The sequence below is a fragment of the Exiguobacterium sp. s95 genome (genome assembly GCF_018618655.1).
In the GTDB taxonomy this organism is placed as follows: Bacteria; Bacillota; Bacilli; order Exiguobacteriales; family Exiguobacteriaceae; genus Exiguobacterium_A; species Exiguobacterium_A oxidotolerans.
Genome location: NZ_JACSMM010000002.1, coordinates 465410 through 487188, shown reverse-complemented (window position 1 = coordinate 487188; position 21779 = coordinate 465410). Strand labels below are relative to the sequence as shown.

General features: G+C 43.0%; 21 protein-coding genes and 1 other annotated feature. Of the genes, 4 read left to right on the top strand and 17 right to left on the bottom strand.

Annotated elements, in window-relative coordinates; genetic code table 11:
* Both KNP99_RS07055 and cls read right to left on the bottom strand, forming a co-directional pair.
* Positions 1 to 1062 (bottom strand): competence protein CoiA family protein, encoded by a 1062-nt coding sequence (locus tag KNP99_RS07055; protein ID WP_088837491.1) that lies wholly within the window; start codon positions 1060 to 1062, stop codon positions 1 to 3.
* A 12-nt stretch (positions 1063 to 1074) separates the two neighbouring features.
* On the bottom strand, positions 1075 to 2586 hold the full coding sequence (cls, locus tag KNP99_RS07050; RefSeq protein ID WP_088837492.1) for a cardiolipin synthase: 1512 nt from the start codon (positions 2584 to 2586) through the stop codon (positions 1075 to 1077).
* 71 nt (positions 2587 to 2657) lie between these two features.
* Here cls and KNP99_RS07045 point away from each other — a divergent pair, with 71 nt between their 5' ends.
* Positions 2658 to 3380, top strand: a complete 723-nt coding sequence (locus tag KNP99_RS07045; protein ID WP_214766456.1) for an SDR family NAD(P)-dependent oxidoreductase — start codon at positions 2658 to 2660, stop codon at positions 3378 to 3380.
* A 65-nt stretch (positions 3381 to 3445) separates the two neighbouring features.
* On the opposite strand, the gene mecA is transcribed toward KNP99_RS07045, so the two are convergent.
* The 3 genes from mecA to KNP99_RS07030 all read right to left on the bottom strand — a co-directional run bounded on the left by mecA (position 3446) and on the right by KNP99_RS07030 (position 4968).
* Positions 3446 to 4081, bottom strand: coding sequence for an adaptor protein MecA (gene mecA / locus KNP99_RS07040; protein WP_353049626.1), 636 nt, complete (start codon positions 4079 to 4081; stop codon positions 3446 to 3448).
* A 166-nt stretch (positions 4082 to 4247) separates the two neighbouring features.
* On the bottom strand, positions 4248 to 4646 hold the full coding sequence (gene spxA / locus KNP99_RS07035; protein ID WP_029330996.1) for a transcriptional regulator SpxA: 399 nt from the start codon (positions 4644 to 4646) through the stop codon (positions 4248 to 4250).
* Positions 4647 to 4830: 184 nt separating this feature from the next.
* Positions 4831 to 4968, bottom strand: coding sequence for a hypothetical protein (locus KNP99_RS07030; RefSeq protein WP_167331086.1), 138 nt, complete (start codon positions 4966 to 4968; stop codon positions 4831 to 4833).
* A gap of 225 nt (positions 4969 to 5193) precedes the next feature.
* Between KNP99_RS07030 and KNP99_RS07025 the strand changes: the two genes are divergently transcribed.
* Complete coding sequence (locus KNP99_RS07025; protein ID WP_029330997.1) at positions 5194 to 5727, top strand: HD domain-containing protein; 534 nt, start codon at positions 5194 to 5196, stop codon at positions 5725 to 5727.
* Between the two features lie 39 nt (positions 5728 to 5766).
* Here KNP99_RS07025 and KNP99_RS07020 read toward each other — a convergent pair whose 3' ends face one another.
* From KNP99_RS07020 to KNP99_RS07000, 5 genes are all read right to left on the bottom strand, one after another.
* Positions 5767 to 6720 (bottom strand): ABC transporter ATP-binding protein, encoded by a 954-nt coding sequence (locus KNP99_RS07020; protein ID WP_029330998.1) that lies wholly within the window; start codon positions 6718 to 6720, stop codon positions 5767 to 5769.
* A complete protein-coding gene (locus tag KNP99_RS07015; RefSeq protein ID WP_159173523.1) occupies positions 6720 to 7793 on the bottom strand; it encodes an ABC transporter ATP-binding protein in 1074 nt (357 codons plus the stop codon). The genes KNP99_RS07020 and KNP99_RS07015 overlap by 1 nt, the downstream gene beginning before the upstream one ends.
* 27 nt (positions 7794 to 7820) lie before the next feature.
* On the bottom strand, positions 7821 to 8852 hold the full coding sequence (gene opp3C / locus KNP99_RS07010) for an oligopeptide ABC transporter permease (RefSeq protein ID WP_088837496.1): 1032 nt from the start codon (positions 8850 to 8852) through the stop codon (positions 7821 to 7823).
* Positions 8852 to 9778, bottom strand: coding sequence for an oligopeptide ABC transporter permease (opp3b, locus tag KNP99_RS07005; RefSeq protein WP_088837497.1), 927 nt, complete (start codon positions 9776 to 9778; stop codon positions 8852 to 8854). Before opp3b ends, opp3C begins: the two co-directional genes overlap by 1 nt.
* A 337-nt stretch (positions 9779 to 10115) precedes the next feature.
* A complete protein-coding gene (locus KNP99_RS07000; RefSeq protein WP_088837498.1) occupies positions 10116 to 11723 on the bottom strand; it encodes a peptide ABC transporter substrate-binding protein in 1608 nt (535 codons plus the stop codon).
* A gap of 271 nt (positions 11724 to 11994) precedes the next feature.
* Here KNP99_RS07000 and KNP99_RS15405 point away from each other — a divergent pair, with 271 nt between their 5' ends.
* Together KNP99_RS15405 and trpS are read left to right on the top strand one after the other, a co-directional pair.
* Entirely contained in the window at positions 11995 to 12375 is a 381-nt protein-coding gene (locus KNP99_RS15405; RefSeq protein ID WP_215193137.1) for a DUF3899 domain-containing protein, read from the top strand.
* A gap of 60 nt (positions 12376 to 12435) precedes the next feature.
* Positions 12436 to 12644: a binding site (T-box leader), on the top strand.
* A gap of 50 nt (positions 12645 to 12694) precedes the next feature.
* Positions 12695 to 13699: a tryptophan--tRNA ligase gene (gene trpS / locus KNP99_RS06990; RefSeq protein ID WP_239456910.1), complete on the top strand. Its 1005-nt coding sequence runs from the start codon at positions 12695 to 12697 to the stop codon at positions 13697 to 13699.
* Positions 13700 to 13804: 105 nt separating this feature from the next.
* Here the strand turns inward: trpS and KNP99_RS06985 are convergent, their stop codons facing one another.
* From KNP99_RS06985 to udk, 7 genes are all read right to left on the bottom strand, one after another.
* A complete protein-coding gene (locus KNP99_RS06985; RefSeq protein WP_088837501.1) occupies positions 13805 to 15448 on the bottom strand; it encodes a peptide ABC transporter substrate-binding protein in 1644 nt (547 codons plus the stop codon).
* 208 nt (positions 15449 to 15656) lie between these two features.
* Entirely contained in the window at positions 15657 to 17204 is a 1548-nt protein-coding gene (locus tag KNP99_RS06980) for a peptide ABC transporter substrate-binding protein (protein ID WP_088837502.1), read from the bottom strand.
* Between the two features lie 330 nt (positions 17205 to 17534).
* Entirely contained in the window at positions 17535 to 18776 is a 1242-nt protein-coding gene (fabF, locus tag KNP99_RS06975) for a beta-ketoacyl-ACP synthase II (protein WP_088837503.1), read from the bottom strand.
* Position 18777: 1 nt separating this feature from the next.
* Positions 18778 to 19722, bottom strand: a complete 945-nt coding sequence (locus KNP99_RS06970; protein ID WP_215193136.1) for a beta-ketoacyl-ACP synthase III — start codon at positions 19720 to 19722, stop codon at positions 18778 to 18780.
* Positions 19723 to 19829: 107 nt separating this feature from the next.
* Entirely contained in the window at positions 19830 to 20537 is a 708-nt protein-coding gene (gene mtnN, locus KNP99_RS06965) for a 5'-methylthioadenosine/S-adenosylhomocysteine nucleosidase (RefSeq protein ID WP_029331009.1), read from the bottom strand.
* A 53-nt stretch (positions 20538 to 20590) separates the two neighbouring features.
* Positions 20591 to 21064, bottom strand: a complete 474-nt coding sequence (gene greA / locus KNP99_RS06960; protein ID WP_088837506.1) for a transcription elongation factor GreA — start codon at positions 21062 to 21064, stop codon at positions 20591 to 20593.
* A gap of 56 nt (positions 21065 to 21120) precedes the next feature.
* Positions 21121 to 21768: a uridine kinase gene (gene udk, locus KNP99_RS06955; protein WP_088837507.1), complete on the bottom strand. Its 648-nt coding sequence runs from the start codon at positions 21766 to 21768 to the stop codon at positions 21121 to 21123.
* Between the last annotated feature and the right edge of the window lie 11 nt (positions 21769 to 21779).

Below are 21779 nucleotides of genomic sequence, written 5' to 3'. Positions count from 1 at the left end.
TCACTCCCTTACTTCATTTATACCTGTTTCTTTTTCGACAAACAACTGAATTGCTCCTGCTAAAACAGCGTCTTCTTTAAAACGGTTTACAGTTGTAGCAATACTAGATTGCTGACATATGCGTGCGACAGCTAGTAAATTCATCCAATCCTCTACCACACGTCGAAGCAGATTCGGCTCATGAGAAATCCGGCATGCGTCGAGACAGGAGACTAACGCATGTTCAAGTCGGATTTTCGAGTAGTTTCCTTGTAAGGATAAATAAAGTGTCATTTGAAGTTCAAAAGGATGGAGTGGAAAGGCGAGAAGTGTTTCGATGGGTAAAAAACAGTGGGCTGGAAGGTATAAAACATGCAGACCTGCTTGATAGAGTGGATTTTTGAGTAGATGATTTGGCATCGTCGAGAAGAAAGGACGTAGTCGGTATTTCCGCACAAGTTGAATCCATTTTTTCGCAGAAAATTTCCGGGGAAATGCTTGGGGGGTAGGTCTAATAAATTGTGTGAAAGAAGTTTCTAGTCGTTGACAAATCACTAAGTGTTTCGTAAAAGGGACAGCAAAACCATAGCGGTTAATTTTTCCCTGTTCGATTAAATCGAGATAACCATCCGTCAATAATGCTTGTTTCATCCACCCGTCTAACTTAATGATGCATCCGCCTGTTGGATGAAAGCCAATCCAGCGCACAGCATATGCTTTTTGTTGATCAATCGTTCGTCGTCGATTCCACTCCAACGCGGTCATCTTCGATCGTTGGATTTCTACCGCTATCCGGAGTGCAGGGATCCACAAGTCAAATCGACGTTGCCCTTGAACTTGTTCTAAAGCGACGTCATAACCTAAGCTACGAAAGTATTCCGCTAAAGTCGTTTTCCAACCTTGATGTGCACTCGACTCTCCCGTACATGCTGAGACATGAACAAAATGCGTTCGCTTTCGTCCCTGCCTGACCCGTAATCGGTTCAGGCAATAAGGACAATACAACGTCATTTGCTTTAATTGTTCGACTTGTACGAGATGGATATTGATTCGGCGACCTGTTTCATCAACGGCTTCAAACATGACAGCACCCCTTTAGAGTAAAGGTGAGAATAGACGTGAAACTGACTCAATCAAGCGTTGCGAAAAACTGCGCTGACTGAAGTAATGGCGATCAACTTGAGTCGAATGCGAAAAATCATCATAAAAATCCCGGGTCAGTTCGTGAACGGAATTTGTACCATACAAGAAGGCATTGACTTCAAAGTTTAGATGAAAACTTCTTAAATCCATATTCGCCGTTCCGATGGTTGCAATCGCATCATCGACGACAATGACTTTGGAATGCATGAATCCTTTATTGTATTCGTAGATTTTAACGCCTGCTTGGAGTAAATCGTCGAAATACGAGCGACTCGCATAAAAAACAACTTTATGATCCGGAAAACTCGGCAAGAGAATTCGAACATCGATTCCGGACATCGCTGCTGTTTTTAATGCTGTCATCAAGTCCTCGTCCGGAATCAAGTACGGTGAAGCAATGTAGACCGAACTTCGTGCTTCCGTAATCAATGCGAAGTAAAGCGACTTCATGGTCTCTTGCGGTTCGTCCGGTCCACTGGCGATGATTTGAACGCCCCCTGTTGCATCCGTGACCACTTCGAGCGGCTCCATGTAGAAAGGTGTGAACAGACGCTCTCCTGTCATGTAGTACCAATCCTGTAAAAATATCAATTGGAGCTCTGACACAGCCTCTCCACGAACGACAAGATGCGTATCTCGCCAAAATCCGAATGCTTTATCTTTCCCGATGTATTCATTTCCGACATTGATTCCGCCTGTAAATGCGACCGTTCCATCAATAACAACGATTTTACGGTGGTTTCGATAATTGGATTTGCTGGAGATGAAGGGAAGGACGACAGGGAAAAAGGCATGCACTTCAATGCCAGCCTGAATCATCTTTTTAAAGTAACTTTTGTCAGTAGAGAAACAACCGACTGCGTCATATAAGAAACGAACCTCGACCCCAGCCTCAGCACGTTCAATCAAAGCGGCTTGTAACTCGAGGGCTAACGCATCATCGCGGACAATATAGTACTCTAAGTGAATATGGTGCTCCGCTTGACGGATTTCAGCGAGCAAGAGCGGAAATTTCTCCTCTCCGTTAGTCAATATCTTCGTATGTGTATTATACGATATTGGAAGCCGGCTGATGGAATCGATAAGTTTGACAACCTTTGCATAATATCCATGTTTGAACACTCGATTGTGTATGCCATGATCAAATTGGGTACGATATTTAATGTATGACTCTTCATCAAGCATCGCTTTTAAGCGAAACATTTTTTTACGGCGATAGTTCTGACCGAACGTGAAATAGACGAACACGCCTACGACGGGCAGCGCCATCATGACAAGCGCCCAGACTAAAGTCCGTTCGGGATTTCGATTTTCAAGTAAGATGATGATGAAGACACTTAAAACGATTAAGATGATGACGATTGATAACCAACCGACCATGTAGACACTCCAGTAGTAAGACAAAAACGCCAGTAAGCTACAGGTCAACAGTAACGTCATCAGCAGTTGAACACGTCGTAACATGAAATCCCCTCCTCTTTCTTTTTACTATGTATCAAGTTTTTCGACTCTATTATCAGAAGGGAAGTATTCGAATGAAAACTTACATCGTAACGGGCGCGACTGGTGGAATCGGGGAAGCGACCACCCTCCAACTTGCAAAAGAAGGACATACCGTTCTTGCCTTAGGGAGAAATACCGAAAAAGGAACGGTACTCGAACAACATGGACAAGGCAACATTCATTTCTTCCAGGTCGATCTTGCTAAACCACCAGAGATTCAGCAGTTCTTCGATGACACCGCGACTGACTTTCCAACCATCGATGGCATTTTTAACAATGCCGGAACTTTTGGAAAACCTGTCGCACCTGAACGCGTAACAGATGCCCAACAAGAAGTATTCCAAGTCAATTATCATGCACCTGAACAAATCATTCAACTCGCTGTCAAACGATTTTCCAAAGGGGCTTCAATCGTTAACAATAGCGCAATCGTCGGACATGTCAAATTCCCGGCGATGCTCTTACCTTATGCGTCTTCAAAAAGTGCTCTTATCACCCTTACGAAAACTTACGCGGCCCGGTTTCATGGAAAGTATCGTTTTAATGCGATCTGCCCCGGCCCCGTCGATACAGCATTAAGCCATTCCTTATACGGTGGGAAAGACAAGTTTGACTTGGCAATGAAACATCACCTTCGCGGGAACGCAGCACAGCCGGCTGAAATTGCAGAAGTCGTTTGTTTTTTATTGTCGGATAAAGCTAGTTATATCAATGGCCAATCATTAATCGTCGATGGTGGATATACATTGACGTGATGCTAACAAAAAAAGGACTGCTCCCTTTTTGTATAGGAGCAGTCCTTTTAACGTGACATTTGTATTTAGTTCGTAAAGTGCTTACGGACGACAGCAAAAACATCGTCGACAATGATGGTTTTACCATACTCTGCGACCGGATGAATCGTTTGTTCGCTAAATTGCAAGTACTCGGCAATCAAACTCATCACGTTTTCTTGTTCTTCCACTTCCACTTCGTCTTTAAAATGGACGTGGAGCAAGTAGGCACCATCTTTTTGATAGAGCGCTGTTTTCAAATCTTTGAAGACCGGTGCTTCTGCATATTGGCTAAGAGCAATAACATGCTCAAAATCCGTCGTTTCAAATAATACGTCTTGGCTGAGTTCTGTTTCTTTATCTTCTGCCTCAGACATTGCTGAACGGAGTAATGAATCCAACTCTTCTTCATCCACTTGTTCGCCATCAACTGTTGTTTTAGCGATTGTAACCGTCACTTCAAGACCTTTTTCAAATGCTTGAACTTGTATCCATAGTGGACCTTCGAAGGAGATGGACTCTTTTTCATTCGCTTCATCCATCATCTGCCAGAATAACTGTTCTCCACGCTCACGGTTATACCAAATCTCGTCTCGGGCAAAGCCGCGGCGTTCGATATCCGTATACGTAATGAAGAACTTGACCGTGTTGTCATTGACGCGTTCGATTTTCAATATGTCCACTCCTTTCATCTCGCTCTTATCTAGTATACGAACGAGCACATAACATGGATTCAAAAAGAACCCCTTTTTAACCATATAGGGTATATTCCTTTGTTATCTTTATTTTAACCTTTTTTGACGGTAACAAAAAGCACACTGCTCACGGAAGCAGCGCGCTGGTTAAAATTTATTCGTTTACCAAGCGTTGCGCTTCCATCAATTGGAAAGTGCGAACTTTACGTGGTAAGAAACGGCGAATTTCATCCTCATTATATCCAACTTGGAGTCGTTTTTCGTCAATCAAAATCGGACGACGTAACAATCCAGGATATTCTTGAATTAAATCATAAAGATGTTGCAGCGACAAGTTCTCGACTGAAACGTCTAATTTAGAAAAGACTTTTGAACGTGTCGAGATAATCTCATCTGTTCCATCTTCCGTCATACGAAGAATTTGTTTGATTTCATCAAGCGACAATGGTTCCGAAAAAATATTTCGTTCCACAAATGGGATTTCATGTTCTTCAAGCCACGCGCGCGCTTTACGACAAGAAGTACAGCTTGGTGAAGTATAGAGTGTTACCATTGAAAAACATCCTCCCCCTGATTTACATCATGTCTGAACTATAAAAAGGAACGTATCCTTTTCCTAATTATTAATGATGATTCTATTACTTGACAGTTTACATTGAATTTCAAATAAAACCTAGCTATTTTTTAAGATGAAAGAACTTTTTCGTAAAAAAACTCGCTGGAGCCACGAGGTGGCTTCAGCAAGCTGGCGTGTGATCAAAAGGTTGAGAAATCGTTTCTTTTGCTTTCGGGAGTTTCATTTCTTTTAATTTCTTTTCGAAAATATCCCGCAAAAGTCGTTTTTTCAACTTTTTCTTCTTATCACGTTCTTTCATAACTCCGACACCTCACTCGGTCCGAAAAAAGAACAAGCAACCAACGAAAGCTGAATTATCATCTTCTACATTAATTAGTATACCACGTTTGCCTAAATTCTATTCCTACTTCGGTTAATTAAATGTGTGAGATTGTTGCGTTCATTTAAGCAGAGAGTTGCAATTACTTGCAAATTCACGTAGAGTATATAGAAATACTTACTCGTTGAAAGGAGCATTTCAGTTATGCCAGTTACTTTAGTTACAATTATCGAACACCCGATTGCCCAAAAATATTTAGAGCGTTCTGGGCTCAATCATGCGATTTCCGTTGCGGAACGGGCATTGACGCTTGCGACACAGCGTGGTCTTGATGCTGATTCGGCGACAAAAGCAGCACTGCTTCATGACATCGGCCATTATGAATGGTATACGGATGGAACATGGAATTATGATCTTTACCGTCAAAATGATATTCATGCGATTAAAGGAGCAGAACGTGCCCATAAGTTATTAATTCGTTTAGGGGAAGAGCCGGCACGCGCAAAAGAAATCTCGCTTGCCGTCCTCTTACACACGGATTCATATCTCCCACCAGGTACAATTAACCGGACCCCACTCCAACAACTCGTCCACGATGCCGATACGTTAGAAGAGCAACCGGGTGGTTTGCATCATTATGAGAAAATCCCCTTTGATGAAGCCGTCAAACGTCTTGATGCATTAGATTCAGTTGTCCATCGCTTTAGTAACCTTCCACGAATCGCTTCCGAAAACTAAAAAAAGGCATTCCTGAACGATTCAGGAATGCTTTTTTTATTAGACGAGTTGTGCTTGATACGCTTCAAGCTCAGCATCCGTCATCGAGACGTAATGTCCCGGCTCGATTTCACGAAGTGCAGGGATACTCGAATCTTCACTCGATTTACCAACGGCTCCGCCTGTCGGGCGATCATAGACAATCCGTTTACGTGTCCGTTCGTGCTCTGGATCCGGTAGCGGGATTGCAGATAAGAGCGACTTCGTATACGCATGAACTGGGTTCTCGTACAAACGATCCGCATCACATAACTCAACAAGGTGACCTTGATACATAACACCAATCCGGTCCGAAATATATTTAACCATCGAAAGATCGTGGGCGATGAATAAATACGTCAAACTGCGATCACGTTGTAATTGTTTCATCAAGTTGACGACCTGTGCTTGGATGGAAACGTCAAGTGCTGAGATCGGCTCATCGGCAATGATGAAGTCCGGTTCTACTGCTAGTGCACGTGCGATCCCAATCCGTTGACGCTGACCACCAGAGAATTCGTGGGGGTAACGACTCGCGTGTTCTTTCGTCAAACCTACTGTTTCTAACAAGTCGTAGACACGGTTATCTCGCTCTTCTTTTGATTTCGCAAGTCCGTGGATATCAATTCCTTCTGCGATGATATCTCCGACTGTCATCCGTGGATTTAGAGATGCGTAAGGATCTTGGAAAATCATTTGCATCGCACGGTTGAACTTCAATTTTTCTTTACGTGATTTCTTCGCATGGACATTCTCACCTTTGAACAAGACTTCCCCGTCTGTCGCATCGTAAAGTCCGATAATCGAACGACCCGTCGTCGATTTGCCGCAACCTGACTCTCCAACAAGACCAAGTACTTCTCCTTCATAAATATCAAATGAAAGTCCGTCTACTGCTTTGACGACACGTCCTCGTCCAATATTGAAATGTTGCTTTAGATTTTTTACTTCAAGTAATTTATTACGGTTTTCCATTACTTAAGACCGCCTTTCAAAAGCGACTTCGCAAATGTACTATCTGGACGATATTTCAGTGCGAGGTCACGGATGGCTGCTGGTGGTTCTACGTAAGGAGCTTGTGGATGTAACAACCACGTTGCTGCTTCGTGTGTATCAGTGATACGGAAGAACGGAGGTTCTTTCTCGAAATCAATTTTCATCGCATATTGATTACGTGGTGCGAATGCATCACCTGTAGGCGGATGAAGCAAGTTCGGTGGCGTACCCGGAATCGCCGGTAAGTCCTGCGAACGGTCATCTGAAGGGCGTGGCATCGATCCGAGAAGTCCCCATGTGTACGGGTGGCGTGGTTCATAGAAAATCTCATCAACCGTACCTTTTTCAATCAATTTCCCAGCATACATAACAGCTACGCGGTCGGCCATGTTCGCCACGACACCGAGATCATGCGTGATGAAGATGATTGCTGTACCTGTTTTTTGTTGAATGTCTTTTAAGAGCTCTAAAATCTGAGCTTGAATCGTAACGTCGAGTGCTGTCGTCGGCTCATCGGCAATCAAAACTTTCGGATTACATGCTAACGCAATCGCGATAACGATCCGTTGACGCATCCCACCTGATAATTGGTGTGGATATTGTTTTAAACGTGCTTCCGGATTCGGAATCCCTACGAGCGTCAATAATTCGAGCGTCCGTTTTTTTGCGGCATCCCCTGTCAAGCCTTGGTGACGTTTCAAACCTTCTGCAATCTGTTTGTAAATTGTCATCGTCGGGTTGAGTGATGTCATCGGATCCTGGAAGATCATTGCGATGTCACGACCACGAACTTTTTGCATTTCCTTGTCCGACAACTTGACTAAGTCACGGTCTTCGAAAATAATCTCACCATTCGTGATCTCACCAGGAGGATTCGGAATCAGTCGCATGATTGCTTTTGATGTAACCGACTTTCCTGAACCAGATTCACCAACGATTGCAAGTGTTTCACCTTTTTTTAAATCAAACGATACGCCACGGACGGCTTGTACCGTCCCGGCATACGTATGGAAAGCGACGGTTAGGTCGCGTACAGATAAAATAGTTTCCATTGTGGATGAACTCCTCTCTAATTTCCGTTAGCGGCGTAGACGTGGGTCAAACGCATCCCGTAATCCATCGGCCAACATGTTAAAGCTGATCATTAGGAGTACGATGACCGTCGATGGCACGACAAGCAAGTAAGGGAACGTCTTCAATTCTTTGTACCCTTCGTTGATCAATGTACCAAGGGACGGTTTCGGTGGAGCGAGACCAAGTCCAATGAAGCTAAGGAACGCTTCGAAGAAAATCGCACTAGGAATCGTGAACATAAGTGAGATGATAATAATTCCAAGAGTATTTGGAATCAAATGCTTAAAGATTAAACGTGAGCTAGAAGCCCCAAGCGTACGTGCTGCGAGTACAAATTCCTGATTCTTAAGTTTCAAGATTTGTCCTCGAACGAGTCGACTCATCCCAATCCATCCGGTGATGGTCATTGCCAAGATAATCGTCGTGATCCCCGGTTCAAGAATCAAGATGAACAGAATGATTAAGATTAAGTTCGGAATCCCGGTCAGGATTTCCGTAATACGTTGCATGATGTTATCAACACGACCGCCATAGTAAGCAGAAAGTCCACCATATGTGACACCGATGATGACATCGATGATTGCAGCCATGACACCAATAAAGAGTGAAACGCGTGTACCTTCCCAGACACGTGACCAAGAGTCACGTCCGAGATGATCCGTTCCGAACCAGTAGTTTTCTGTTACTTGTTTTTGCTCGTAAAAATCAATTTCTTTATCACCTAATGTTGCCATACCATCAAATCCGGCCCACTCAAGCCCTGTTACTTTTGGTGGTAGCTTCGCTTGCGTGATTGTTTGCGTGTAAGCATCGCGCCCTGAAATCATCGGTCCGAAGATTGAAAGTAACGCAATGATAAGAATGATGATGAGCGAAAGAATCGCTGCTTTATTTCGAATAAGACGCGTCCAGGCATCTTGCCAGAAATTTAAACTTTTTCCGGCGATACGCTCTCCGGCTTGTTCGTTGAACTCAACCGTTTGAAACAGTGACGAATCGAATTGTTCCGTTTTTGCATTTGAATTTTGCTCTGCCATTATTCATTACCCCCCAAACGAATCCGTGGATCAACGACACCGTACAGTAAGTCGACGATCAAAATCATAAGGATGAAGACCGCTGAGAAGAACAGTGTTGTTCCCATGATGACTGTATAGTCATTTAGCGTGATTGATGATACGAACAACTCACCAAGACCCGGTACAGCAAAGATTCTTTCAATGACGAGTGTTCCTGTGATTAAGGCAGCAGTCATCGGTCCAAGAATCGTAATTGCTGGAATCAAGGCATTACGCACCATGTGTTTCCACGTGATCGATTGTCCATCTAGTCCTTTTGCCTTAGCAAGCGTGACATAATCCTGTCCTGTTACCTCGAGCATCTCCGTTCGAACAAAACGAGCGATGGAGGCAGTAACTCCTAAGGACAAGGAAATTGTAGGCAAAATCGTATGTGCTGGGCTTTCCCAGAAGGCGACCGGCAAAATGCCCCATTTCACTCCTACGTAGTATTGAAGAAGCGAAGCAAATACGAACGACGGTATTGAAATACCGAGTACTGATGCAAACATCGCACCGTAATCAATCGCTGTGTTATGACGTAGTGCCGCAACGACACCAAGTAAAAGACCTGCAAAGACACCGAGTATAAGTGCTTGTGCTCCTAATTGAGCTGACGGTCCGATCCGTTCCATGATTAAATCTGTAACAGGACGGCTATCATATTTAAATGATACTCCTAAGTCACCTTGGAACAAGTTAACCATGTACGCTGCGTAGCGTTGTGGAAGTGGATCATTCAAGTTGTACTTATCCCGAAGGATATTCAATTGCTCAGGAGAAAGCTTTTCCTGGTTTTGGAACGGTGAACCTGGTAACAGATCCATCAAGAAGAACGTGAATGAAGCGATGAGTAAAAACGTCAGTACGCCGTAAGTAAGGCGTTGAGCTAAATAACGGCCCATAGATGGCACCCCCTATAAAGATTTTTCTGTTTTTTTCGAAAACATCAATAAAACCAGTATGACGTAAAATTGTCGGAACATTCAAGAATTTTGTTGTAAAATTTTAAATTCTTTTTTGTCCCAACCTGATATGATGCCCCCCCATGATCACTGTTTTTTCACAGTTAACCAATATTTCAGAATTTTTCGTTTGATTCCATTATACTTTGCTAACAAAGTAATTAGAACATCTTTTTTACAAATAGTTCACATTTCGTTTAGAAATGATTACACATTCAGAAAAAGTAGTATAAAACAGGAGCGTTCCCTGAACCTAATTCGGGACGCTCCAGTTTTTTTACTTCATATCAACATATTTGTATTGGAAATCCGCACCAAACAATTGGCGTTTGAAGTTTTCAACTGTCGGACGGCTCAAGTAAGCTGCACCTGCTTGATACAATGGCGCAATTGCTTGATCTTTCTCGATCAATTGGGCTTCCGCTTGCTTGAACAAGTCGAGACGTTTCGTAACATCTGCTTCTTTATTGGCAGCATTCAACAACTTATCATATGCTGATGAGTCGTAATTAACATCGTTTTGACTATTTGTTGATTCAAAGATCGACAAATTCGACATTGGATCTTGGTAATCAGGACCCCAAAGTGAATACGACATTTGGTAGTCACCTTTAGACTCTAAATCGAGTTTGTTCTTGAATGGCTGTTGTTTGATTGAAACTGTCACGTTCGGCAAGTTTCTTTCAATTTGACCTTTCATGTACTCACTTGTCTTTTTAGAGTCTTCGCTGTCGAACGATAATAGTTCAATCGTTGTTTTCTTATCGCCATTTGCTTTTTTCCAAAGATCAGCTGCTTCGTTCCCATCACGATCGAACCAGTTAATGTCACTCGTATAGTCTTTTCCAGCTTCATCTTTAATGAAGTCTTTTGGAATGAAGCTTGTTGTTGGAATCGAACCATTCGCAAGTAACGTTTCCGTGATGCCTTTAGGATCAATTGCGCGAGCGATCGCTTTGCGGGCATTGACATCTTTCATCGTCGCATCTTCGTTATTGAACTTCAAATAAGCGATCGTAGAACGTAATGCCGTATTGAATTCAGGTTTCGATTCATAAACAGCAACTTGTTCAGATGTTAAGCCAGCATAATCGATGTCATTCGATTCATACAGGTTAGTAACCGTTGACGAATCTTTAACGACACGAATCGTTACTTCGTCAAGACTGACGGCATCTTTATCCCAATAGTTTTCATTCTTAGTCAAGACACGTTTTGAATCTGTTTTCCAAGAGGTCCAAACGAATGGTCCGTTGTATAACAATTTATCCGGTTGAAGTGAAAAGTCTTTTTCGTTCTTTTTATAAAAATCTTCACTAATCGGTGTATATGTTCCAAATGACGTCAGTGACAAGAAGTACGGCGATGGACGCTCAAGTGTTACTTCAAGCGTTTTATCATCAAGTGCTTTGACTCCTAATTCATCAACTGGTTTTTTCCCTTGTGAGACAGCTGCACCATTTTTGACGGTATCAAAGATATAGGCATATCCTGAACCTGTTTCTGGATCAACTGCACGTTTCCAAGCAAATTCAAAATCTTGTGCTTTGACTGGAGAACCATCAGACCATTTCGATTCACGAAGTGTAAACGTGTACGTGAGGTTATCACTCGAGATATCTGTTTTTTCGGCTAGTGCAGGAATCGCCTTACCTTCTTTGTCTAACCGGTAGAGTCCTTCCATCGTGTTCCCAATCATATCAAATGCGACTGAATCCGTTGCTTTAGCCGGGTCGACCGTCGTAATATCGGACGTACTCGTTAAGCGCAAGTTTTTCTTGTCTGAAGAACCTGAATCTTTATCTCCGCTCGTCGAACATCCTGCAAGGACTACACTCCCTGCTAGCATGACTGATAACGCGAGACCGACAGTTTTTTTCTTCATCGGTGAGTCATCTCCTTTTCAATTTTCAAGTTGCCATAAACAGTTATGACATCAATAACGTTGGATCGAATCCACATGCATTCCCCAAAATGCATTGACCTGGTTTCGAAAATTCAAACGAAGTGATAAGTTGATTTTATGTGAGAATAACAATAACGTCAAGTGAATAGTCACACTATTTGCTGTTTTAAGATATATAACCGTAATAAATTCGTAACTTTCGGGAGCATTGCGTATAATGAATTCATAATCCATATTAAGGGGGACTACTATGCGTTTTCACTTGTTTCGTCCGATTTTAATCGCTTTAATTTTATCGATTATTTACACCATTTGGGCGAGTTTCACGGATTCAACCCATTCTTTTTTTTATCACTTTTCGGGTGGGTTATTTATCTCAGGATTCATCTTAATGGCAATCGGATTATTTTCTAACATGTCTGCAAATGGATTTTTTAGAGGACTGACTGCCGGGTTCAAAAAACAACGTGAGGCAAGATTACGAGAAATCGATGGTGAGTATCACGAGGACGAGGATGAAGAGCACGAAGTGTATGAAGAAAAGCAGAAACGTTCTTTAAACCGGACAGGGCCATACTTGTCTAGCGGCTTATTGTGCATTGTTTTCTCATTGCTTTTATCATTCGTTTAAACGAATTTTTCGTGACGCTAGACAATGGTCTATGGTAAAATCTTGTTAAGTTACATGTATAATAACACGGTGAAGAAGAGTAGTACATCGAGTCGTCACTTTAAGAGAGTCCATGGTTGGTGTGAATGGATAGTGGATGCAGATGGAATGGACTTCGGAGTGGCTGACTTGAACAGTGAAGTAGAGTCAGACGGGATTGCCCGTTACAGCAGTTTAGAGCGGCTATTATCATAGCAACTTGGGTGGCAACGCGATGACTCGTCCCTTGATTATTCAAGGGACGAGTCATCTTTTTTTATTCTATTTTCGGAGGGAAACGATTATGAAAACGATTTTTTCAGGTATTAAACCAACCGGTACAGTCACGCTAGGAAACTACATTGGGGCGATGAAGCATTTTGTCAACTTACAAGATGAGCATGATGCCTATTATTGTATCGTCGATCTCCATTCGATCACAGTCGAGATTGACCGTGTCGAGTTGATGAACAATACACGTGCCCTCGCTGCACTGTATATTGCAAGTGGTCTCGACCCAGAAAAAGCGACGATTTTCGTCCAATCAGAAGTCAAAGCACACGCGCAGCTCGGATGGATGTTAACGTGCCTAGCAGGTATGGGTGAACTTGAACGCATGACGCAATATAAAGATAAATCACAAGGAAAAGAGCGGATTGGCGCAGGTCTCTTCGTCTATCCGACGTTAATGGCCTCTGACATCCTTTTATATGATGCGGAACTCGTCCCTGTCGGTGAAGATCAAAAACAACACATCGAGTTGACACGCGACTTAGCACAACGATTCAATAGCCGGTACTATGAGACCTTTAAAATGCCTGAGCCAGTCATCGCAGAAACAGGTGCTCGTATCATGAGTTTGACGACACCAGAGAAAAAAATGTCTAAAACAGATACGAATCCAAAAGGCTACATCACGATGCTCGATGAACCAGCTAGTATCCGTAAAAAAATTAAGTCGGCCGTGACGGATTCGGAAGGAATTGTTAAGTTCGATCGGGAAAACAAACCGGGTGTCTCAAACTTACTCGAAATCTATTCACTACTCGCTAATATCTCCATCGCTGAGCTCGAAGCGAAATACGAAGGTTCAAATTATGGCGTGTTCAAAGCAGATGTTGCTGAAGCAATCATTGCCGAGCTCGAGCCGATTCAAAAGCGCTATTATGAGTTAATCGATTCAGAAGAACTCGATGTCATTTTAGATCAAGGCCGTGAAAAAGCTGACCTCGTCGCTTCTCGTAAACTTGCTAAAGTAGAAAAAGCCATGGGGCTCCAACGCAAACGTGCTAAAGTCAAAAAATAATCAATTCTTTCATTAAAAAAGGTCCCGTGCTCTTTGTGTAAAGAGTATGGGACCTTTTGTCAAAAAAAGAGAGCATCTCTACACTAGAGACGCTCTCTTGACATTTTATTTACCTTCGATCGAAGCCCATTTGTAAGAGAAGTCTGCGCCGAAGTTATGCTCGACAACACCTTTTACGTATGGTTTAACGAGGAACGCACGTCCACGTTGATAAACAGGTGAGATTCCCGCAGAATCAAGAAGGATTTTCTCTGCTTCTTGAAGCTCAGACCAACGTTTTGCTGCATCCGTTTGTGTTTGTGCATCTTTGATGAGTTTGTCGTACTCTGGATCTGACCAGTCACCACGGTTATATGGTCCATCAGTCAAGAAGAGATCGAGGAACGTCATTGGATCTTGATAGTCAGGACCCCAGCCTGCGAATGAGAATTCGAAGTCGCCTTTGTTTTCAAGATCAAGTTTGTTTTTGAACGGTTGTTGCTTGATTGTGACTTTCATACCTGGAAGGTTCTTTTCAAGCTCGCCTTTCAAGAACTCACCGATTTTCTTCGCATCATCACTATCATAGTTAAGAAGCTCAAGTTCGACTGAATCTTTGCCGATTTCTTTTAAGCCCTCTTCCCAAAGTTTTTTCGCTTCATCCGCATTGAACTCGTTGAATGTTGGATACTTTTCACGGAAGTCTTTTCCGTCAGCATCTTTCGCGAAGTCTTTTGGTACAAGATAGTTTGCTGGAAGTGATCCGTTTGCAAGGATGACATCCGTGATTCCTTTTTTGTTATATCCCATGTCGATCGCACGGCGAATTTTTTCATTTTCGAGTGCTTCAACTTTCGTATTCAAGTAAAGGTAGAAGATTGTTGATTCACCTTTAGTTTCAAATTCTTTATTATCTTGATACTGAGCTACGAATTCAGATGAAAGACCTGTACGGTCGATCGTCCCTTTTTCGTAAAGGTTAACAGCAGTCGAAATTTCTTTTACGACCTTAACATTGATCGTGTCTAATTTGACGCTATCTTTATCCCAGTAGTTATCGTTTTTAACCATTTTCCAGCCTTGTTCACGTGTCCATTCTGTTAACTTGAATGGTCCATTGTAAAGTGATTTGTCAGCTGTCGTACCGAAGCCCTTACCGATTTCTTTCGAAAGTTCTTCCGATTTCGGCATGAATGGACCGAATCCAGTCAATCCGAGGAAGTAATCTGCAGGTGATTTTAATTTTACTTCGAACGTTTTATCATCAACTGCTTTAACGCCTACCGCGTCACGCTCGCCTTTTTTCGTGTTGTATTCTTCAGCACCTTCGATGTTGTAGAATACGTACGCATATTGCGATGCGTTTTCTGGGTTAAGCACTTCTTTCCAAGCGTACTCGAAGTCTTTTGCAGTGATTGGTGTACCATCAGACCAGTTAGCATCACGTAGCTTGAACGTGTACGTCAATTTGTCGTCAGAAACCGTATGGCTTTCTGCAATACCTGGTGTTGGCTGTTGCTTGTCATCCAAACGGTAAAGACCTTCCATCGTGTTGTTCAAGACGTTGAAAGAAACAGCGTCCGTAGAAGTTGTTGGGTTAAGCGTCGGGATATCCGCGCTTTCGATCAGGTTAAGCGTCTGCTCACTTGATTTTTTGTCCGAACCGTTATCGCCCGATGAATCATTTGAATCAGTCGTCGAACAAGCAGCAAGGAATGCGCTTGATACGAGCGCTACCGAGGTAGCGAGTGCAAAACTTTTCTTTTTCATGATACGATGACCCCCCTAAAATTTCCAAAGCTAGTAATCTAAAGTTTTTGTCCGAAAAAAAGTAGTACTTTTTGGCCGAACAAAACTCTCCGTTACAAATAGTTTACAATGTTCTGATAATTTTGCAAAGCTTTTATCCGATTTTTCTAAATATTTTTTCAAAAAAATAAGAAGGACATGGGTGCATCCCATGTCCTTCCTTAATTGATTAATTCGATTTCTTTACTGTTCGAAGCAAATATTCAGGTCCATAAATTGGCACCGTCAAGCCGTTTATCCCTTCTTTTACCAACATATTTTCCGTTGTCTGATAAAGTGGAATAATGACCGCATCTTTTTCAATCAATTTTTTTTCAGCAGTTCGATAACCTACAGTTTTTTCTTTTATTGTCTTTACATTTCTTGTTTCTTTAATCAATTTGTCATATTCTTTTGAATTGTAATTTACTTTATTCAAAGGATTATCGGATACGAATTGATTTAAATATGCGAGAGGACCTGGGTAGTCAGGCATCCAGCCTGTCAGCGTCATGGAAAAATCACCAGATTGTTCAAGGCGTATTTTATCTTCGATATCTACATTTTTAGTAACAATATCGATTCCAGGCAGCTGCTTTTCAAGAATTTTTTCAATTGTTTTCCCTAGCTCCAATGCTTTTTGATCATCAAAATTCAACAATTCAACCTTCACTTTTTTCTTAGTTGCCTGTTTCCACTTTGTCGTTGTTTGCTCTTGAGGTGGAGAAATCCAGTCACTCGCCGTTACTACAAAACGATTCGTCGGTTTCCCTGATAATCCGAGCGGCAAGTTCAGTGTTTGTTGATTCATCAGTGTAGAAGAGATGGCTTGACGGGCATTTCGACTTTTAAATAATGGGTCGTTCATATTAAAGGCCAGATAAAAGACTCCGCTCCGACTTTTTTGATAAGTAGGCTCGTCCCCCATCAAAAGATTTGTATCAAATCCTTCAATTAATGGCAACATGTCTGCCTGATCATTTCGATATGCTGTCACCTGATCTGACATACTTTTAGCGGTGATACTTTTGACGGTATCGAGCTGAACCACAGTCGCTTGATGATAATGATCATTTTTTTCAAGCATGTAGGATGCCTTTTTCATCTCACGCATTTTAAATGGACCATTTTCATTCAAATCCGACCATTCGCTTACTTCAGGTTGTGGATAAAAGACAGACATGGCCAGTAATTGTGATAAATCCGAAACCGGCTGATTTAATTCAATGATTAGCGTTGATTTTCCTTCTGCTCTAACACCAAGTTTATTCGGTGGGAGTTCGCCATCATTGACTTGTCGTCCATTTTTAAAAACTTCAAATAAAAAACCATATGGTGAATTTGTCTCATTTGAAGCAACACGTTGAAAACTATCAACAAAATCTTGCGCTTCGACTGGCGTACCGTCAACGAACTTTGTTTCTTTTAGTTCAATCGTGTACGTCAAGCCGTTATCCGAAACAGTCATCGTTCGGGCGAGACCTTTTCGGACAGATGGACCGCCAGTAAACACAAATAGTCCTTCATATAATTGTGCAAGCAACGTTTGTGAACGATTATCTGTTGCCTGTGCAATATCCGGTACTCGTGGCATCGATGACTCAATGATTGTCATATGCTGTTGTTGCTTTTTTGTAGAGGCTTCCTCTGTTGTGTTTTGTTGAAACACAACGAATCCACTAATGATTACTCCGATTACTAAAAACATTAAAACAAACAGTTTAAATTGCTTAGACATATTTTTCCCCTTTTATTTTTAAAGTGACTCTATTATTCAAACAGAATTCAACCAAAAAAGCGACCTTACTGTCTTATTGACAGTAGGTCGCTCCAGGCTGTAGACAAAGTGTTATCAAGAGATAAAGCATTTTTTTCGTTGCTTTCCTCGGGCGTTGCGCAAGCTGTTGCTCCTTGGTCCTCACGGACACGAGCAGGGTCTTGCCTGCCCCTGAAAGTGCGTTAAACACGCACTTCTTCCCGTAGGAGTCAACGAAATATGACACTTTTTAGGTAATACTATGACGGAAAACCGGGCATGCAGGCGGTTTAGAGCGCAATCCTTCAAGAATTATGCTTGCTGGTACCGCTTAAAGACGAGTGATGCATTGTGCCCACCAAAACCGAGCGAATTGCTTACTGCATACTCGACGTCCCATGCTCTGCTACCTTCACGAACGTAATCTAAATTACAGCCTTCGCTTGGTTGTTCGAGATGAATCGTCGGGTGAACCGTTTGTTCTTGCAACGACTTGATTGTTGCAATCGCCTCGACGCCACCTGCACCACCGAGTAAATGACCGATCATTGATTTCGTCGAGTTCACAGCGAGTTTCGCTGCATGTTCTCCGAAGACCGTATGAATGGCTTTCGTTTCCAGAACATCATTCATCGGCGTACTCGTACCATGCGCATTGATATATTGAACAGCAGTTGGCTCGATGTTCGCATCTTGAATCGCCATCGCCATCGCACGTGCGCCTCCATCACCATCCGGATCTGGAGCAGTAATATGATACGCATCTGCAGTCAGACCGTATCCACTGACCTCTGCGTAGATTTTTGCTCCACGAGCAATCGCGTGATCGTATTCTTCAAGGACGAGAATGCCTGCCCCTTCTCCCATGACAAATCCATCGCGTCCCTCATCGAATGGACGGCTCGCTGTATTCGGGTCATGATTTGTCGACATCGCTTTGTTCGCACAAAAACCGGCGAACGCTAAGTTCGTGATTGGTGCTTCCGCCCCACCGGCAATCATGACATCCGCATCACCACGTTCGATTACGCGTAACGCTTCACCGATTGCATTCGTACCTGAAGCACAGGCAGTGACAGAACAGTTATTTGGACCTTTCGCTCCTGTATAAATCGAAACTTGACCACTAGCCATATTCGGAATCATCATTGGAATGAAGAACGGGCTGACACGACGATGTCCGCGCTCAAAGTAGATTTTCGCTTGTTTTTCAATCGTCTCCACGCCACCAATCCCTGAACCAATCCATACGCCTGTACGTTCAGCATTCGACTTGACATCAAGTCCTGCATCTTTGACAGCTTCCATGCTTGCGACCAGTGAATAGTGAACAAATCGATCCATCTTGCGTGCTTCTTTTGCTTCGATGAATTCTGTAATATCAAACCCTTGTAACTCACCCGTCACTTTTGTTGGATACTCATCGATATCAAGTCGCTCCATCGGACGAATCCCGTTTTCACCTGCTTTTAATGCATTCCAAAATGTATCCACATCATTTCCAATCGGTGTTAGTGCACCCATACCAGTAACTACTACTCGTTTTCTCGTCATCTTATATGTTCTCCCCTTTAGTCCAAGTAATGTAAGAAGCTCCCCAAGTCAATCCGGCACCAAAGCCTGCGAGAACGAGTGTCGTTCCCGGCTGTAGTCGCCCTTGACGCCGCGCTTCTTCTAAAGCCAACGGAATCGAAGCCGCTGATGTATTTGCATGTTCATCAATCGTGACGATGACTTTCTTTTCATCGATGCCTAATCGTTCGCGTGCCGCGTCGATAATCCGTAAGTTTGCTTGGTGCGGAATCAATAAGTCAAGTGATTCCAACGATCCGTTCGCTTTTTGAATGACTTTATCGACAATCTCTGGTAATTTTCGAACGGCAAATTTAAACACTTCTCGTCCGTTCATTTCAATTGGCCCATCCAACTCTTTAAACAACAGATGCGCTCCTCGCCCATCCGTTCCGAGTTCAAACGCATTCAACCCTTGCTGTTCTGTTGGTCCGAGGACGACTGCACCCGCACCATCTCCAAATAAAATTGCTGTCGACCGGTCTGACCAGTCGACGATGCTCGACATTTTTTCTGCCCCAATGACAAGCGCATATTTAGAGTTCGTCGTCTCCATCATGCTTGATGCTGTTTGAAGAGCGAAAATGAAGCCGCTGCAGGCAGCACTAACATCAAATGCCGTCGCGCCTAGCGCCCCTAACCGTTCCTGAACGATACAGGCTGTTGAAGGAAAGGCACGTCCCGTCGCTGTTCCGACGACAATCAATCCGATATCGTCTGCTGTTAGGTCCGCATCGATCAATGCTTGTTTAGCGGCCTCTGTCGCTAAATCCGTTACATCGACTTCGTCTGTTGCAATCCGTCTTGCACCGATTCCCGTTCGTGTCCGAATCCATTCATCGCTCGTATCAAGCGTTTTCGCTAAATCATCATTTGTAATTCGACTTTCTGGTAATGACGTCCCTAGTCCTACAATCCCGATATTCATGTGGTCGCTCCTTTAGTATTAGTATCTGGTACTAATATAAAGCGTTAATCCTTTTTTGTCAAAGAAAAAAGAAGGGTCCCTTCAATCAGGGCCCTCCTCCGTCCACCTTACGCTTCAGAATCTGCTAGCGTTCGTACAACTTCCATGACCATCTTCGCAGAGTTAATCGACGCAATTTCTAAAAATTCATCAAATGAGAGTGAAGCTTCCTCATCTGCACTATCCGAGATCGAACGTGTTACGACGAAAGGAACATCGAATTGATGACAGACTTGTGCGATCGGTGCTGCTTCCATTTCAACTGCTGCGACGTCCGGGAAGTTCTTTTTAATAAGTGTCGAGCGCTCTGTATCATGAATGAAGGAATCTCCTGTCACGATTAGACCGTGAACGACATTAATCGACTCCATCCGTTCGATGACGGCTTCAGCTGTCGCGACAAGTTTTTCGTCTGCCACGTAAGCAGCTGGCATACCCGGTACTTGTCCATATTCATATCCGAATGCTGTCACGTCGACATCATGATGACGGACTTCTGTCGAGACGACGACGTCACCGACAGTCAGCCCTGCCTTAAATCCACCAGCAGAACCCGTATTGATGACGGCACTGGGTTTAAAATGATCCAGTAACAATGTCGTTCCAATCGCAGCATTCACTTTCCCGATGCCTGATTTCAAGATGACGACTGGCACACTGTTCAACAAACCTTCATAAAAATGATAGTTAGCAATCATCGTGTCTTTTCGTTCAGAAAGTTCATTCCGAAGTAAGTTGACCTCTTCTTCCATTGCTCCAATGATAGCGATTGGCATACTCATTCCTCCATCATACAGAAAGCCGGATTGCTCCGGCTTCATCGTTTTATTTATTTAATCGATGTAATTTTTACAGCGAAATCTCCACCTGGAGCCTGTACCGATACTTTCTCACCTACACTATGTCCGAGTAAGCTTTTAGCGATTGGTGATTCGTTCGAGATTTTACCTGTGAACGGATCCGCTTCTGCACTTCCGACAATCGTGTACGTTTCTTCTTCATCATCTTCAAGAATCAAGAATGTGACCGTCGTTCCGATACTAACGACCGAAATATCCTTTTCTTCTTCAGAAATAATTGCTACGTTACGTAGCATTTCCTCAAGTTGTGCAATTCGTCCTTCGACCATCGCTTGTTCTTCTTTCGCTGAATCATATTCTGCGTTCTCAGACAAGTCTCCGAAAGATCGTGCAATCTTAATATTTTCAACTACTTCTTTACGGCGGACTGACTTCAGTTCGTTTAACTCGTTCTCAATTTTCGCTTTACCGTCAAGCGTCATATAATACTGTTTTTCTGCCATTTTTGTCACGCTCCTTTTTATTCCACTAGTATAGTATATTCACATCTTTTTTGGAATCAATATCCTCTTTCATCAAGTGCTGTTCGATAATCGAGTATGGCACGAATCTTCGTTACGAGGAGATCAATCGCGACATGATTCTCTCCACCTTCCGGAACGATGATATCTGCATAGCGTTTTGTCGGCTCACAAAACTGAAGATGCATCGGACGGACGACATTCGTATACTGCTCGACGACCGAGTCGATTGATCGACCACGTTCGTTGATATCACGTTGCATCCGTCGTAAAATCCGTACGTCCGCATCTGTATCGACAAACACTTTAATATCCATCAATTCCCGTAAACGCTCATCTTCAAGCGCTAAGATTCCTTCGACGATGATAACATCACGTGGATCGAGTTTGATCGTCTCCTCCGCTCGCGTATGCGCAACGTAATCATAAACAGGTTTTTCGACCGCAATGTTTTCACGTAACGATTTGATGTGGTTAATCAGCAAATCATTATCGAATGCAAACGGATGGTCATAATTTGTTTGATATCTTTCTTCCATCGAGAGTGTACTTTGATCTTTATAGTAAGCATCTTGCTCGATCATGACGATCGATTCGATCGGGAAAGCTGCGACGAGTGAGCGTGCGACTGTCGTCTTTCCTGATCCCGTACCTCCAGCAACGCCAATTACAACCGGTTTTTGCATTGATTTTGTTC